Source organism: Brevibacillus sp. FIR094, from assembly GCF_050477165.1.
Lineage (GTDB): Bacteria > Bacillota > Bacilli > Brevibacillales > Brevibacillaceae > Brevibacillus.
Genome location: NZ_JBEAES010000062.1, coordinates 1 through 15,544 on the forward strand (window position 1 = coordinate 1; position 15,544 = coordinate 15,544).

16 protein-coding genes and 1 pseudogene are annotated in these 15,544 nt (G+C 44.6%); 5 read left to right on the forward strand and 12 right to left on the reverse strand.

The annotated features are described in order from the left end of the window. Positions 1 to 79: 79 nt before the first annotated feature. The 7 genes and pseudogenes from glnA to ACQ5DJ_RS29145 form a co-directional block, all read right to left on the reverse strand. On the reverse strand, positions 80 to 1,414 hold the full coding sequence (gene glnA, locus ACQ5DJ_RS29115; RefSeq protein WP_429845487.1) for a type I glutamate--ammonia ligase: 1,335 nt from the start codon (positions 1,412 to 1,414) through the stop codon (positions 80 to 82). A 35-nt stretch (positions 1,415 to 1,449) separates the two neighbouring features. Further along, positions 1,450 to 1,859: pseudogene (locus tag ACQ5DJ_RS29120) on the reverse strand (MerR family transcriptional regulator). A gap of 168 nt (positions 1,860 to 2,027) precedes the next feature. Next, a complete protein-coding gene (locus tag ACQ5DJ_RS29125; protein WP_429845488.1) occupies positions 2,028 to 3,305 on the reverse strand; it encodes an aminotransferase class I/II-fold pyridoxal phosphate-dependent enzyme in 1,278 nt (425 codons plus the stop codon). Between the two features lie 7 nt (positions 3,306 to 3,312). After that, the gene (gene hflX, locus ACQ5DJ_RS29130; protein WP_429845489.1) at positions 3,313 to 4,605 is read right to left on the reverse strand and encodes a GTPase HflX; all 1,293 of its coding nucleotides are present in this window, start codon (positions 4,603 to 4,605) and stop codon (positions 3,313 to 3,315) included. An 86-nt stretch (positions 4,606 to 4,691) separates the two neighbouring features. After that, positions 4,692 to 5,579 (reverse strand): RNA ligase family protein, encoded by an 888-nt coding sequence (locus ACQ5DJ_RS29135; protein ID WP_429845501.1) that lies wholly within the window; start codon positions 5,577 to 5,579, stop codon positions 4,692 to 4,694. A gap of 274 nt (positions 5,580 to 5,853) precedes the next feature. Then, positions 5,854 to 6,411 (reverse strand): DUF3221 domain-containing protein, encoded by a 558-nt coding sequence (locus ACQ5DJ_RS29140; RefSeq protein ID WP_429845490.1) that lies wholly within the window; start codon positions 6,409 to 6,411, stop codon positions 5,854 to 5,856. 33 nt (positions 6,412 to 6,444) lie between these two features. After that, a complete protein-coding gene (locus ACQ5DJ_RS29145; protein ID WP_429845491.1) occupies positions 6,445 to 7,776 on the reverse strand; it encodes a S1 family peptidase in 1,332 nt (443 codons plus the stop codon). A 314-nt stretch (positions 7,777 to 8,090) separates the two neighbouring features. On the opposite strand from ACQ5DJ_RS29145, the gene ACQ5DJ_RS29150 reads away from it, so the two are divergent. Then, a complete protein-coding gene (locus ACQ5DJ_RS29150) occupies positions 8,091 to 9,041 on the forward strand; it encodes an AAA family ATPase (RefSeq protein WP_429845492.1) in 951 nt (316 codons plus the stop codon). Between the two features lie 73 nt (positions 9,042 to 9,114). On the opposite strand, the gene ACQ5DJ_RS29155 is transcribed toward ACQ5DJ_RS29150, so the two are convergent. Together ACQ5DJ_RS29155 and infC are read right to left on the reverse strand one after the other, a co-directional pair. Further along, the gene (locus ACQ5DJ_RS29155; RefSeq protein ID WP_429845493.1) at positions 9,115 to 9,867 is read right to left on the reverse strand and encodes a DUF4184 family protein; all 753 of its coding nucleotides are present in this window, start codon (positions 9,865 to 9,867) and stop codon (positions 9,115 to 9,117) included. Positions 9,868 to 9,888: 21 nt separating this feature from the next. After that, positions 9,889 to 10,374 carry a translation initiation factor IF-3 gene (infC, locus tag ACQ5DJ_RS29160; protein ID WP_429845494.1) on the reverse strand — a complete coding sequence of 162 codons (486 nt, stop codon included), beginning with the start codon at positions 10,372 to 10,374 and terminating at the stop codon, positions 9,889 to 9,891. Between the two features lie 200 nt (positions 10,375 to 10,574). Between infC and ACQ5DJ_RS29165 the strand changes: the two genes are divergently transcribed. The 4 genes from ACQ5DJ_RS29165 (at position 10,575) to ACQ5DJ_RS29180 (ending at position 13,108) form a co-directional block, all read left to right on the forward strand. Continuing rightward, a complete protein-coding gene (locus ACQ5DJ_RS29165; RefSeq protein ID WP_429845495.1) occupies positions 10,575 to 11,042 on the forward strand; it encodes a MarR family winged helix-turn-helix transcriptional regulator in 468 nt (155 codons plus the stop codon). A gap of 48 nt (positions 11,043 to 11,090) precedes the next feature. Continuing rightward, entirely contained in the window at positions 11,091 to 12,323 is a 1,233-nt protein-coding gene (locus ACQ5DJ_RS29170; RefSeq protein ID WP_429845496.1) for a multidrug effflux MFS transporter, read from the forward strand. Between the two features lie 112 nt (positions 12,324 to 12,435). Continuing rightward, the gene (locus tag ACQ5DJ_RS29175; RefSeq protein ID WP_429845497.1) at positions 12,436 to 12,867 is read left to right on the forward strand and encodes a VOC family protein; all 432 of its coding nucleotides are present in this window, start codon (positions 12,436 to 12,438) and stop codon (positions 12,865 to 12,867) included. A 97-nt stretch (positions 12,868 to 12,964) separates the two neighbouring features. Continuing rightward, positions 12,965 to 13,108, forward strand: coding sequence for a hypothetical protein (locus tag ACQ5DJ_RS29180; RefSeq protein WP_429845498.1), 144 nt, complete (start codon positions 12,965 to 12,967; stop codon positions 13,106 to 13,108). 115 nt (positions 13,109 to 13,223) lie between these two features. On the opposite strand, the gene hfq is transcribed toward ACQ5DJ_RS29180, so the two are convergent. From hfq to ACQ5DJ_RS29195, 3 genes are read right to left on the reverse strand one after another with little or no spacing between them, the layout of a single operon-like run. Further along, on the reverse strand, positions 13,224 to 13,463 hold the full coding sequence (gene hfq / locus ACQ5DJ_RS29185) for an RNA chaperone Hfq (protein ID WP_007719110.1): 240 nt from the start codon (positions 13,461 to 13,463) through the stop codon (positions 13,224 to 13,226). 29 nt (positions 13,464 to 13,492) lie between these two features. Further along, the gene (miaA, locus tag ACQ5DJ_RS29190; RefSeq protein WP_429845499.1) at positions 13,493 to 14,452 is read right to left on the reverse strand and encodes a tRNA (adenosine(37)-N6)-dimethylallyltransferase MiaA; all 960 of its coding nucleotides are present in this window, start codon (positions 14,450 to 14,452) and stop codon (positions 13,493 to 13,495) included. After that, positions 14,449 to 15,234, reverse strand: coding sequence for a class I SAM-dependent methyltransferase (locus tag ACQ5DJ_RS29195; protein WP_429845500.1), 786 nt, complete (start codon positions 15,232 to 15,234; stop codon positions 14,449 to 14,451). Before ACQ5DJ_RS29195 ends, miaA begins: the two co-directional genes overlap by 4 nt. Positions 15,235 to 15,544: the final 310 nt, after the last annotated feature.

The window sequence follows — 15,544 nt, forward strand, 5'->3', positions numbered from 1 at the left end:
AGTGGCCTAACGGCCCGGGTTTTTCTTACTGTCCACTAAACGGGGCCTTGACCACAACAGGCACAAGGGGTTTCGCATATTAGTAAGCAGTCATGTATTGCTCGCGCTCCCAATCGTGAACGCGTGTGCGGAACATATCCCACTCAATTTCTTTCGCTTCAATAAAGTGTACCAATGCGTGCTCGCCCAATGCTTCGCAAATCACCGGATCTGCTTTCAGGCACTCGATTGCTTCCTTCAAAGTAGCAGGTAAGTTCTCGATCCCGTTTGCTTCGCGGTCTTGCTCGGTCATCACGTAGATGTTGCGATCAATAGCAGGTGGTGGCGTAAGCTTGTTTTTGATTCCGTCCAAACCAGCTTTCAGCATAACTGCCAACGCCAAGTATGGGTTCGTTGCAGGGTCTGGGCTGCGTACTTCAATACGCGTGCTCAAGCCTCTGGAAGCAGGGATACGGATCAATGGGGAACGGTTTTTCGCAGACCAAGCTACGTAGCAAGGAGCCTCGTAACCAGGAACCAAACGCTTGTAAGAGTTTACGAGCGGATTCGTGATCGCAGTAAAGCTGCGAGCATGCTGCAAAATACCTGCCAGGTAATACTTCGCTGTTTGGCTCAGTCCCATTACATCGGACTCGTCATAGAAAGCATTTTCTTTACCACGGAACAACGATTGGTTCGCGTGCATACCAGAACCAGCTACACCGTACAGTGGTTTTGGCATGAATGTCGCATGCAGACCGTGTTTTTGCGCGATGGTTTTAACAACCAGTTTGAACGTCAAAATTTGGTCAGCTGCTTGGAGTGCATTTGCATACTTGAAGTCGATTTCGTGTTGACCTGGAGCTACCTCGTGGTGAGATGCTTCCACTTCAAAGCCCATTTTTTCCAACGTCAATACGATATCACGACGGCAGTTTTCACCGGAGTCGAGTGGAGCGAAGTCGAAGTATCCGCCTTGGTCGTTCAGATCCAGTGTAGGTTCGCCTTTTGCATCCAGCTTGAACAGGAAAAACTCAGGCTCTGGACCTACGTTGAAAGCTGTGAAGCCCATTTCTTCGGCTTCTTTCAAGGCACGCTTCAGGATGTAGCGCGGATCTCCTTCGAATGGAGAGCCATCTGGCATGTGGATATCACAGATCAGACGTGCAATTTTACCAAATTCATTGCCCCACGGGAACACAACCCATGTATCCAGATCTGGTACCAGGTACATGTCGGATTCCTCGATGCGAACGAAGCCTTCGATGGAAGAACCATCAAACATCATTTTGCCATCGAGTGCTTTTTGCAATTGAGACAGCGGAATTTCTACGTTTTTAATGATCCCCATCAGGTCGGTAAACTGCAGTCGAATATACCTTACGTCCTCTTCTTGGGCCATGCGCATGATGTCTTCTCTTGTAAACTTGCTCACATTTCTCTCCTCCTGTCTCTATATCGGCTTTCTATCTAGTGGAAGAAGCGGGAAAGCTCTCCACGTATCAATGCACCCTCGCCATGCGAGTGGCATCGCGATACATAATCTGTTGCCTTAGGAGCTGGTGCAGCTCTTTGTCGGACATGTCCTTGCGTTTCTCTTCGGACGTCGTGGTAATCTCTGTTTGTTCCATAGCAGGCTCTTGCATTTGCAGGACTTGCTTGATCCCTGCAATATTCAGTCCTTTTTCAATCAGAGCCTTGATCTCCAACAAGCGATCTACGTCGTTGAAAGAAAAGAGCCTCTGCTTCCCTTCTGTGCGGGCGGGCTGAATCAGGTCATTTTGTTCGTAATAACGGATTTGCCTCGCAGTGAGATCCGTCAGCTTCATGACGATCCCAATGGGAAACAGGGCCATATTCCGGCGAAGGTCATCACTCATGACTTGTCCCTCCTGTTTCGTATTTCTTAGTCTTATTCTATTTTATAACAAAATCCCTGTCAATAGATGTTAGATAATATTACACAGAAAGTTATGTGCAGTTTTTTTACATGAAAAACGGCATCCTCCATCATCTAGAGAATGCCGTTCATTCCTTGCGATTTTATCCTATTCACCAGGTATTTCGAGTAAGCCTTTTTCCAACATCCCGTTCAACGCCGTCAAAATCCCCACTTTTACGTGTGAGTAAGTCAACCCACCTTGAACGAAGCCCAAGTAAGGTGGACGAATCGGGCCATCTGCCGAGAATTCGATACTCGCCCCTTGAATAAACGTACCTGCTGCCATAATCACAGGATCGGCGTATCCGGGCATTTCGCTTGGATACGGAGTGACGTGTGAATCGACTGGTGCTGCTTTTTGAATCCCTTGGCAAAACGTAATCAGTCGTTCAGCACTGCCGAACTCCACGGATTGAATCAGGTCGGTCCGCGGCTCATGCCACAGTGGATTCGTTTTGAAGCCCAGACGCTCCAGCATAGCCGAAGAGAATACCGCTCCTTTTAAAGCCTCTCCCACTACGTGTGGAGCCAAGAAAAAGCCTTGGAACATCTCCAGTAGCGAGTAGAGCGATGCACCACCCTCTGCGCCAATTCCCGGTGCTGCCATCCGATAAGAAGCAAGTTGAACCAAATCCCCGCGTCCTACTATATATCCGCCTGTTTTGACCAAGCCGCCACCCGGGTTTTTGATGAGGGAACCTGCCATAATGTCTGCACCTACGTGCAATGGCTCTTGCTCCTCCGTGAACTCTCCGTAGCAGTTGTCTACAAATACGATCAGATCAGGATTAATTTCTTTTACAACCCGAATCATTTCTTTGATTTTCGCAATGGTGAAAGAAGGACGATCTGCATAGCCTCGCGAACGCTGAATACCAATGACCTTCGTCTTTGGTGTAATCGCTTGTGCGACAGCCACAAAATCAATTTCACCTTCTGGTGTCAATGGCACGTAGCTGTATCCGATACCGTAATCCTTGAGTGAGCCTTGACCTTCGCCGCGCACACCTACTACTTCTTCAAGCGTATCGTATGGTTTGCCCGTAATATAGAGAAGATCATCGCCTGGACGAAGAATACCAAACAAAGAAATCGCAATCGCATGCGTACCTGAGATGATATGGTTGCGCACCAGAGCGGCTTCTCCACCAAACACTTCGGCATAAATCGATTCTAGCGTTGCACGTCCGGAATCATCGTAGCCATAGCCTGTGGATGTTGAAAAATGAAATTCATTGACTTCATGCTTTTGGAAGGAACGCAATACTTTCAGTTGATTCGTATCCACCAAAGCGGAAATTTGACGATGTCTCTCTGAGATCGTCGCCTCCACCTCCATTACGAGAGGGCGAAGCTTTTCTCCATGGGAAAAATATGAAAACATGTGTTACTTACCAACTCTCTTCAACAGTCTCTGGTTTATCCAGGAGGAAAGGAGCAATCCTGCCGTATATCGGATTATCCTTGTTCACACGGACGGTGATCAAGTAGGCCGCTTCCTCTTCATTAAATTCTTGTTCCATCTCTACCCCATCCCGATGCAATAAGGAGAGAATGTCTCCGCGCTCAACAGGAACACGCAGCTTCATCTCATTGAAAGAATGCAGGGCAAATGACTCAATCCGGGTGAGCAGTTGCTCCAGGTCATTTTCCCGCATGGCAGAAATCAGAATCGATTCGTCTGCACGTGGCAAGTACGAGCCCTCTACAAGCATATCTGCCTTGTTGAAAACGACAAGCAGCGGAATTTCTTCTGCTTTTAGCTCGCGCAAAATCTTGTCTACAACTTCCATGTGTACTTGGAAATCAGGGTGATGACTATCCACCACATGCAGGATGAGATCCGCTTCCTTTACACCTTCCAGCGTCGAGCGGAATGCAGCAACCAGACTCGTAGGCAAGTCTTGAATAAAACCAACCGTATCCGTCAATAGCACATCCAATCCGCTTGGCAACTCCAATTGCCTGGTCGTAGGGTCCAAAGTGGCAAACAGTTTGTCTTCCTGCAACGTGTTTGCATTCGTAAGCTTGTTGAGGATCGTCGACTTCCCAGCATTCGTATAGCCGACCAACGCAATCTGGAAGACATTGTTTTTCTTCCGCCGCTCCCGATGCAATTGTCTCGTCCGAACGGTATCCTCTAATTGCTGCTTAAGTTCACTAATCCGCTTGCGAATATGACGACGGTCGCTTTCCAACTTGGTTTCACCCGGACCACGCGTACCGATTCCGCCCCCAAGACGAGACAGCTGTTTTCCTTGCCCGGCAAGCCGAGGCAGCAAGTAGTTGTACTGCGCCAGCTCTACCTGGATTTTCCCTTCACGCGATTGTGCACGCCCTGCGAAAATATCCAAAATGAGCTGCGTGCGGTCAATCACTTTGCAATCGAAAACTTTATCCAAATTACGAGTTTGACTCGGAGACAACTCATCGTTGAAAATGATGACGTCCACATCCAGCTCTTCAGCCCTCTGCGCGATTTCATCAATTTTTCCTGTCCCCAAATACCAGGCAGAATCAACCCGGTCCCGATTTTGCGTAATGACGTCCAGTACTTCTACACCAGCAGTATCGGCCAGCTCATGCAATTCTTCCATGGATAGACGGGTTCTTTCTTCATTCCGGTTATCTAAATAGCAACCAATCAGTATGGCTGTTTCTTTCGTTTTGATCAGATCGTTCACCGATTCACGCCCCTTCATGCACTATCATACCACATTTTGCCCAAAACGTTACGGCAGCGGGTCACGCCAACTGAAATCAACTTGTGTCATGGATTACCTGCCGCTTTCTCTGAGAAAATCTCCTTCACGAAAAGCGGAATCACTTTGCTAATCACTTTGCGGAGTTCTTTCTCATCATATCCATCAGGTAGGACATCCGCCTCTTCCTTGAGGATATCTTCATGAATGCGGAGATTCAGATTTTTCAAGATAACCCCCATGTCTTTTACGCCAAATGTCTCTTCCAGGACACCTTCATCAATCAGTTTGTAGAGAAACTTCTCCACACGCGCAAGCGTCACATACTGCTCTACAAACAACACTTCTTCCGGCTTCGGTTGATTCGGATCTCTCGGTGGCTTTTGACGTTTGACTTCACTAAATACATCCGTGACGATTTTGACAAATAACTGTCGACCAAAACGATCCTGGTAATCGGCATTTTTCACGACGATGCCCTCACCGATGTCTTCATCCCGGAGCTTGCCACCTAGAGCTGTTTTACCGACAAACGATCTGAGATGCTCTTCTCCTTGGTATTCCCCCTGATAAAAAACCGGTACGAGATGCAAGCCAAGTCGCTGCGCTTCCCTTTCCACGATAGCGAAATCCACATATTTGCAGGCAGCGGTATCGTACATATCAAATAAAAAATATTGTTTATCATACTGAGGATATTTGATTTTATGCGGATTCAACCATTCTCCGAAATAAACCATACCCGCCACGATTTTCTCTATCGGGAGCTGTTGTGTCCATTGAAAAAAGCCGTGCAGATTCTCTTCCTCATGCAATTCCATATTTCGAGAGAATGCCCGGATGCTGTTCGTTTCTACGTCGTATTGAAAGCTTGCATTCGCTCCATCAAGCTTTTCTTGAATGATTAGTCTGTATATTTCTTTTGCTCCATCTTGTTCCTCCGCATGCTTGATAATGCTCTATTATGGAATTTCGAACAGGAATCGTTGAAGCAAACAGAACGACCATCACTCTTCGGTCACGGAGTAATGGTCGTTAATCTTTTGGTCTACTTTTATGTGAAATATAGCTAAAGTTTTCTTGAAAAGGGTCGCTGACGATGACGGATATCGTTCTCCTTAGCTTCTCATTATGTTCTAGATAATCACCGTTCATTTATCAAAAGGTTTTAACTCATCTTAAGCATTGTAGCCAAGTTCTGAACGTTTCATTTACTGGAAATCCAGGGAGTCAACCTTCTTTTACTTCTCCCGTTTGTGTATTAATTTGTAGAATAGTATCTACTTCATTATCATAATCTGTTGCTTTGATCTCCCAATGATCTTTCTGTCCATTTGCACTTTTAATAATGACTCCGTTATCATGTTTGCTCTTTAAGTAATTTATTGCGTATTGAATTGCCTTTTTTTCATCCATTTGATTACTTGGATTTTTGCTTTCTGCATTAATTACAAGTTTACTGAGTTCTGCTGAACTGGGGTATGACTGCGCGGACGGTGTCGTTGACCATGTAGATACCATGTGCCCCACTTCGATTTGATCAAATGAAATGTTATTACCCTTGCTATCTTGGAAGACTGCTTCTTCTTTTGGGAAGTACCACTCTGCTTCATAGTTCGTACTGTCTTTCGTCTTAGTTTCATCATTTTCTATGACTAAGAGACGTTTTTTTTCAATATCTTTTTCAATGACGTATCCAGTTAATGTTTGTCTTTCAATCTCATTGTAACTAGTTGCACATCCAGTCATGAGTAATGCTGCTAAAAATAAGAGTAAAGCCTTTTTCATTGCAATCCCTACCTTTACCTTTCTAGTTTCCATTTAATTTTCAGTAAAAATTGCATCTAGGTTAAAATAATCTTCTATTTTACTGATATGAGTAAATACTCCTGTATCAGCACTATGCACTCCAATGGCTGTTCCCCCATAAAATATAGGCCCTCCACTATCTCCGCTTATTTCAGAATAAGTGGCTTGTCGCATGTTTGTGAAGTATTGAGTTTCTCCATTTGGGCTTACTATATTCCCTCTCCAATTCGTAGATTCCAAAGTGCCACATTTCACTTTTCCCATTTGACTTCCTGAAATACACACAGTATCTCCAATGGTTTCGTCCCTTGTCCTCTGAACCTCTGTAATAGTACTGTAGTTTGATTTGCGATTTCCAAAAAGATAATAGGTAGCATCTTCAGAACCTTTGGTTAGTTCGATAATGGCCGCATCCACGCTTCCACCGAAATTAAAATCTGCTGTTCTTCCAAACCTTGCCCCTCCTTGTTCAAACCTATCTCCAACATTATCTGTGCAGTGTCCAGCAGTTATGACATAAAAATTATTATTCTTTTGCGCAGAAAACGCTGACGTACAAGTTCGATTCTCCGTATCATTTTTAATTTTTAATCCTGCCTGAATAGGCCTGAATTTGTCATCTGGACGAGCCTGAGCTTTCCTAACTTCTTCTTCCTTGATATTGAAAATGTCAGCGTCAAAACCTATTTCAGCCAATGCAGCCTTTTCATCTATTTCTGCCATAAGAAGCTTTGCAGCCTTTTTAACTGATGGCTTTTGCTTTACTCCGATGTTAATTTTTTGAGTTGGCAAGTCAACATTGACAGAAACGATAGCCAACCCTTTTTTCTCAAGGCTTGCTGCATTTTGAAAAACATAATCGGCTATTTCGTTTAGTTCTTCCTCAGAGTATTCCGTATAATAGAAGATTAACTTGTCCTCTTCGTACAACGCTTGCAATTCTTCAAGATGATTTTCTACCTTCGTTTTAGCATTGGTTTTAAATCCAATATTAACTACTCCACCTGATTTTTGATCGATATAGATCCCGGCTAATTCTTCTTTAAAATTTTCATCAATATAATCTTTAATAAAAGGAATCTTATCTTTTTGCTGACTGATTCTTTCTTCAAGTTCTTGTTCTTCTTCTACCGTTAAATAAGCACCAAATTTAGAGAGTTTGAACATACTATTGGAAAAATCCTGTTCCGTTAATTCTTCAAGACCCATTTCCTTTCTAAATCTATTAGTGTCATCAATGTCTTCTGCGTTCACATTTTCATTCGCAATAATAGGACCAATGTTCGTTAATGACATGGAAGTAGCTAATACGATTGCAGCAAAAATAGTTTTATATTTATGCAAAACTTCCTCTCTCCCCTCTGTTATCAATCACCATAATAGTAACATATTGGAATTTGGTCAATCTTGTGTTTGCCCATATCATTTAGAGCAGAGTGAATATCTCTTGTTCTTATAAGATAGTTACATGAATATATAATTTTCCATCAATTTCTCTTTATCATTTCTTATATTCCAATTTCCCCTACTTGAATAACATCCATTTCACAACAATCCGCGTAATGACTTGTCCAATTCGATCTCTTGCGTAAAAATTGGCAGATTTTCCGATGTTCCTGAGTATACTTTCTGTATGATGGTCAAGGCAGGTGAAACATGTGAAGCAAGCAGGAGCCATTCCTCAGACTGAGGTGCTCGAATCTTCGAGTAGTAATAATCGCATTCAAGTTGTATTCAATCGACCTGTCAGTGTTAAGCAGCTAAATACTTTACCTGAAATCGTTCGTACCACGTCGAGTTCAAATTTAACAACTGTTTTTGAAGAATTAGAAAGCCTGATTGGTTTACATGAAGCCAAGAAAACGATTTATGAAATTTATGCGCTCATCAAAATGAATAAAGCAAGGGAACGACACGGGCTTAAAATTGAGAAGCAAGTTTTCCATATGGTTTTTAAGGGAAATCCCGGTACTGGGAAAACAACAATTGCACGCCTTTTCGGAAAGATCTTTAAGGAAATGGGTGTTCTAACTAAGGGCCATCTAACCGAAGTGGAACGTGCAGATCTCGTTGGTGAATTTATTGGGCACACGGCACAGAAGACCCGTGATCTTGTTAAGAAAGCCATGGGAGGAATACTATTTATCGATGAGGCCTACTCATTAGCTCGTGGCGGTGAAAAAGATTTTGGAAAAGAGGCTGTAGACTGTCTTACAAAATGCCTTGAGGACTTTGGCAATGATTTCGTCTGTATAATTGCAGGGTACAATGATGAAATGGATACATTCCTTGAATTAAATCCGGGACTGCCTTCACGCTTTCCCGTCCACATCAACTTTGCAGATTATGAGGTGGATGAGTTGATGGATATCGCAATTTTAATGGCAAAGAACAAGGAGTATAGAATCTCTGCTGAAGCAAGCGAAAAACTGAGAAGAAGACTGCTAACAGTAACGAGCGATCCGTTTCAAGTAAATTTCAGTAATGCAAGATATGTACGAAATAATATTGAAAAGGCAATCCGTGTGCAAGCAGTTAGATTGCTCAAAATTCCTGACCCAACTCGTGATGATTTAATGAATCTGAAGTCCGAGGATTTTTCAATTTAGAAACAATAAAATCCCTCATCTTGAGGGATTTTGTATTATACCTAAGTATACTCATGAACCAGGTAAACCTGCCCTATTTTTGCAATCTAAGCCTGTCCAAAGCGAAGCAGAGCGCTACAATTCCAAGCAGTGACCCCGAAAGAAACGGTACGACTTGCTGCAAAGGATGGACGAAGGGTGAAATTCCTTTTACCAAGAATGCGTGGAAAAAGACCGTCACGATACCAAATACCCCCACTCCGAACCAGAACAACCATTTTTCTAAGACAGGTACTTGTCTCATGACGATTTGTCTGTTTTTCCGCGCACTTCGCGCAATGACATACAAAATGGCCAAGCCACCGAAAAGGGTACTGCCGTGCTGTAGCAGCTTGTAAACAGGCACCTTATAGTCGGCGATCGAGATCGTTTGTTGTAAGAACAAGAAGTGGTCTACCATACGCCCACCTTCATGGGTAAAAGCATCCCATGCGATATGACTCAAACTACCGAGTAACGCGGAGTATATAAACACAATTGCCGTTCGCCACGCTGGCATTCTGCTTCCATTGTTTGTGTAGCCCAGCCCTCGTCCAATCCACTCTGGCAAACGTGCAAGCATCGGCTTTTTGACCACGTACTGGTACAAAAACGCTAATAAGATCGCGATGGGCAAATCAACCAGCCACAATCCGTGCATGGTGTGACTGTACACGCTGAATGGCTGCATCCGGAAGAAATACTCAAAATCGGGTGCCATACTGCCAAAAACGAGGGCAGAGAACGAAAACCACTTGCATTTTCGTAACGGCAGAACAATAGCCGGATGAGCAAAAGTAAAAGGCATGCGCTTACTCCCTTTTCGTCATTAGAGTGGCAATAGATTGGCAACTACATGCTTACCGCTTACTTGAATCCCTTTATCCTGTTTTCCGCAATGAGCGAGATCTTTAACGAGCTGCTCAATTAATCGCTTGGCTTCCTGACTTTCCTTTTTCTCCAGTTTTACAGTCAACTGCACGGCATCCCCGGATAATAGAATTCGTTCTGCCTGTCTTTTTTTCGTATCGTAATCATGGTCTTCGATGTAAGCACTTAGACGAATTTCTTTAACTTTTACGCCTTTTTCAGCTTTCCGGTTTTTGGCGTTATCCTTGATGACCTGTTCCTTATAATTCGTTCGATTCACTAACTGACAAGGCGGCGGACTCGAAGCCAAAGAAAGACATACCAGGTCCACTCCCTGTTCTTTTGCCATTTGAAGCGCTTCTTTTGTGGAGATGATTCCGAGATCTTCCCCGTTTACCCCTGTTAATTGTACGACTGCCGCTTTTATTTTTTCATTCAGGATCATCTTGATCTCACCTAACCTGTTCATTCGATTTTCAAGGACATCATTACTTCTCCAAAGAATGTCGCGTATCCTCCCAAAGCTCGTAAATGCAAATCATTTTCATGACGAAGACCAATCGTTTTTGTATAATAGGACAAGGCATTAACTTACGGACGTCGTTAACAGAATATTCATTAGCACACTAATTAATTGGGGGTACTTTGGTGGAGTTCAGTTATGCAACCGCATTAACCCATTCTGCGTCGCATGTAATGAAAATGCATCGGCAAAATGTAGAATTTCTGATTCAAAAATACGACGTCTATCCCGGTCAACCTATACTCTTGATGCGCTTGATTGAAAAAGATGGAATGATTCAAAGAGAATTGGCCCGAAAAATCGGAGTAAAGCCCGCTACGCTTACCGTCATGATTAATCGAATGGCCAAATCGGGACTTGTCGAGCGCAGAGCAGATGAACGGGACCAACGTATCTCCCGCGTTTATCTTACCGACAAAGGTCGGATGGCTACCAAGCATGTCAAAGAAGTATTACGCGTCATTGAGGAAAATTGCTTTATCGGATTCTCAGAGGAAGAAAAGGATGTGTTGCGTGGCTCGCTCGATCGCATGCACAGCAACCTCCAAGCTTTTTACTTGCAAAATACGCAACCCACTTCTGAGTTGTAAAAAGCTTCTTTCCTGGAATAATAATTGAGAAAGGTTTGACAACTTGCCGTGAATAATCTAGCAAAAGAACTTGATTCCACGTCCCTAACCGGCAACAAATCACGTCGGCTGTGGATGGCGGCGATTCTCGGATCGCTTTCTGCGTTTGGCCCACTGTCCTTAGATATGTATTTACCTGCACTTCCTATGCTTGCCGATGATTTGCAGACGAGCACCTCCATGACCCAACTCAGTTTGACAGCATGCATGCTCGGCCTGTCCATTGGTCAATTGTTCGCGGGGCCGATCAGCGACGTACGCGGTCGAAGAATTCCTTTAATTATCGGGCTCATTTTGTATGCGGTCTCTTCCTTTTTGTGTGCGGTAGCTCCCTCTATTTATACGTTCGTCTTGCTTCGCTTCGTACAAGGTCTTGCTGGATCTGCTGGAATTGTTATCGCCCGTGCTACGGTTCGCGACTTGTATTCGGGAACAGAGCTGACGAAGTTTTTCGCCCTCTTGATGCTTATTAACGGGATTGCTCCGATCGCGGCACCTATCGTAGGGGGACAAATCCTCCAATTTACTACCTGGCACGGCGTGTTTGTCGTACTTGGTCTGATCGGCGCTATCATGTTTCTCGTCGTGCTGCTTGCTCTTCCAGAAACATTGCCACAAGATCGCCGCTCCAAGGCGGGAATCGGCAATACACTGACGACCTTTGGTACCTTGCTGAAGGATCGCGTTTTTATGGGGTATGCCATCGCACAGGGCCTGGTGACAGCTGCCATGTTTGCGTACATCTCCGGTTCGCCCTTTGTGTTTCAAAAAATATTTGAAGTGTCTCCACAAACGTTTAGTCTCATTTTCGCGATTAATGGTGTAGGCATTATTATTGCGAGTCAAATCACAGGTAAGCTTGCAGGTAAAGTGAAAGAAACGTCCTTATTCATTGCTGGGATTACCATTGCGGCAGTCGGCGGAATCCTCCTTCTGGCGATGATTCTCCTACAAGCTGGTCTTATTGCTGTGCTTGTTCCCCTTTTCTTTGTCGTATCCAGTGTAGGGATTGTGGGCGCAACAGGATTTTCTCTCGCCATGCAAAATCAAAGCAAGGCAGCAGGAAGCGCATCTGCTCTCCAGGGGCTGCTCTCCTTCATCAGCGGTGGAATTGTCGCTCCACTTGTGGGAATCAGCGGCGAACATACCGCAGTACCCATGGGGATCATCATTGCTCTTTCTACGATCGGTGCTATTATCTGCTACGTAGTCATGGTTCGTCGGAATTCATCAGCGTCCTGATCAATCCACATATTGCAAACGTATGTTCTGTGCATTACAATCACAATATGGGCAAGAATAGTAAGTGGGTTTGACAAGTTGGTCATATGAAAACCAAGGGAGATGTTGACACATGGCATTGCGTTTGATTCCTTACATCGTTTTGAATGGTACTGCGGGTGAAGCGATTAGCTTTTACGAGAGTGCGCTAGGTGCTGAAGTGCTGTTCAAGCAAACCTTCGGTGAAATGCCGGAAAATCCGGAGTTCCCATTACCTCCAGAAGCCAAGAATCGTATCGGACATGCTACTATTCGCGTTGGTGAAACGGAATTGATGTTTTCCGATACTTTTCCAGGACAACCGCATCAACTTGGTGATCAAGTGACCATCTGCATCTCGACCGATGATAAAGAACAATCTCATAAGATTTTTGATGCCCTGCAAGAAGGCGGTCAAGTGCTAATGCCACTGCAAGAAACGTTCTTCAGCCCAGCATATGGCAATCTGAAGGACAAGTTCGGCATCACGTTCCAAATTTACACAAATAATCATTGCATGGAGTAATATGAAAGCCCTGTTCGCTTCTATGGCGACAGGGCTTCTTTATTGATACTTTTTGCGCTTAAGGAATTTCCATCTCAGATTGATGAGAAATGCGCTGATGAAAAAAGATGCGCCAGAGTACCAAGCAACTGAAATTGCAATCATCTCCCACGTATTTTCTTCAGGTTCAGAACTCCAAAATCCATCTATGGAAGTCGAAATGAACATTATGATGGTCGTGGCCACCCATATCCTACGATAAAAATACGTTTTGTAAGCAGCGTCATTACTTATTTCCAAATTCCTCCACCCCACCCGTGCCAGATAATAAAAAAGAACCAGGATCACATGTATCCTGGCTGTTGGTGTTGCTTCGATTACTGTTGGTTGTTCTCCTGAGACATAAGCGATACAGGGCGCTGCGGAGTGAAAGTGGAGATCGCATGCTTGTATACTAATTGTTGCTTGCCTTCGCTATCAATCACAATCGTGAAATTATCGAATGCTTTAATATACCCGCGCAATTGAAATCCGTTCACAAGGTAAATGGTAACCGCGATGTTTTCTTTCCGCAAATGATTCAAGAACGTATCTTGAATGTTGATCGTCTGTTTCATGTACACTACCCCCTAAAAGGACTTGTATGTTATATATTCGGCAATTGTTGAAACTTTCCTGCCAATATTCGCTTGATAGTTTCCACGTTATTCCTCTGCTCGGCCGGATCAGTCATGTCAAACCATTGAATTTCTGCCATGCGACGGAACCAAGAAAGCTGGCGTTTGGCAAAATGGCGCGTTCGCTGCTGTATGTCGTTCACTGCTTTTTCTAGCGTAATTTCTCCATACAGATAAGGGATGAGCTCCTTGTACCCCAAGCCTTGCATGGAGACCAGTGACGCGTCGTAGCCAGCATCCAAGAGCCCCCTCACTTCCTCAACCAGACCCGCTTCGATCATGAGTTCGACCCGGTGATTGATTCGTTCATACAGCTTTGCGCGGTCCATCGTGAGACCGATCATCACCAAATCATAAGGTGAATGCTGCGCCCGCAGCTGAAAGTCGGACATTTTATACCCGCTGCTTTCATAAATCTCCAATGCGCGAATTACCCGCTTTACATCATTGGGATGCAAGCGTTCGGCTGTAATCGGATCGACATTGGCCAGTCTGGCGTGCAGTGCTTCCACGCCTTCGCTGTCAGCCAATCTTTGCAGACGATCACGGAACTCAGGGTCTTGAGAAGTGGTGGAAAACTGAAATCGATGGGTAACCGATTCTATGTACAGACCTGTCCCGCCAACGATAAACGGAAGTTTGCCACGTTGGTTGATGTCAGTAATCAACGCTGCGGCACTTTCCTGAAACATCGCGACAGAGTATTCTTCGTCTGGATTTTTAATATCAATGAGGTGATGCGGTATGCTCGCAAGCTCCTCAGGTTCTGCTTTTGCGGTGCCAATATCCATTCCACGGTATACTTGCATGGAATCTCCGGAAATGATCTCACCGTCGAACTGTTCGGCCAGCTCCAAACTAAGCTGAGTCTTTCCGACCGATGTTGGGCCAATAATCACGACTAGCCTTTCCCTTTGTTGCACGGTCACTCCCCTCCACCTATCTCTTTGTAGCTGTACACGACCTGCTGGCCGCGGGAGCGAAACGGTGTAAAACCAAAGCGCTCGTACATCCTACCTTCTTTTCCTTCTTTCATTACCACACGTTTTCTCGCAACTCGCTGCGCTTCCAAAACAGCCTCCTCTGAAAGAGCATCTGGATTGGCGAGCACCCGGACTCCAGCGATCCCCGACGAGCTTTGTACAGTTATCTCGAACATGGGATCGAAATAAACAACGTCGAAGGAACGTGTAGGCAGTCCTCTTAGTACTTCTAGATGGTTGCCACATCGCACCTCAATACGACGCATGGCTTGCTCTAGTTCTTCCGCATCGGATGACCAGTGCCGCAGTCCATCTTCTACCAAGATGGCTAGCAATCGCTCAGATTCGATGCCAACAACTTTCCCATTTGCGCCAGTCGCGTGAGAAAATACAATTGCATCAGCACCCAACCCCAAGGTTGCGTCAAGCACTTCATCCCCTGGATGAATTTGGCAAGCAACAAGCATAGTATCAGTATCGCCGCGCATGAGCCGCTTTATACGAAAAGCAGATGTATTCGGATGAAAAAAGAATGGTTTTTTCCCGGGCACTTCCAAACGTGCTCCGAGAGCGGAAACCACCAATACTTCTTCTACCCCATATCGCTTGCGCATTTGACCCAATGAAAAATCGCGTCGATTCACAACCTGTAGCCCCAATGTACTAGCCAATTCAGCTGCGTGACGCAAGGTTTCTTCACCAGGCTCAAGTCCTGTCGTAACAATCACGCCTTTGTTCCCTTCCTTACGTCTTCGCCCTTTTTGACAAGAACTGCTGTTCTAGAAAAACGACTCGACGGTTTTTACATAAACGGTAACGATCATATTATTGTAAGCAGGATTAATTTGCCGGTCAAATAGAATCTGAACCAAACTGCTTTCCTCTTTGCTATGACAATCATACCATTTTTTATGAAAGCACGTCGGACTGTAGTATGATTTTCCAGTTCATCACTTTCACCCATGTAAAAAAGACCCGTGAAGTTTAAACTGTCCCCTTTGTAAAGGACACTTTTAAAAAAGTCTAGGCAACGTTAAG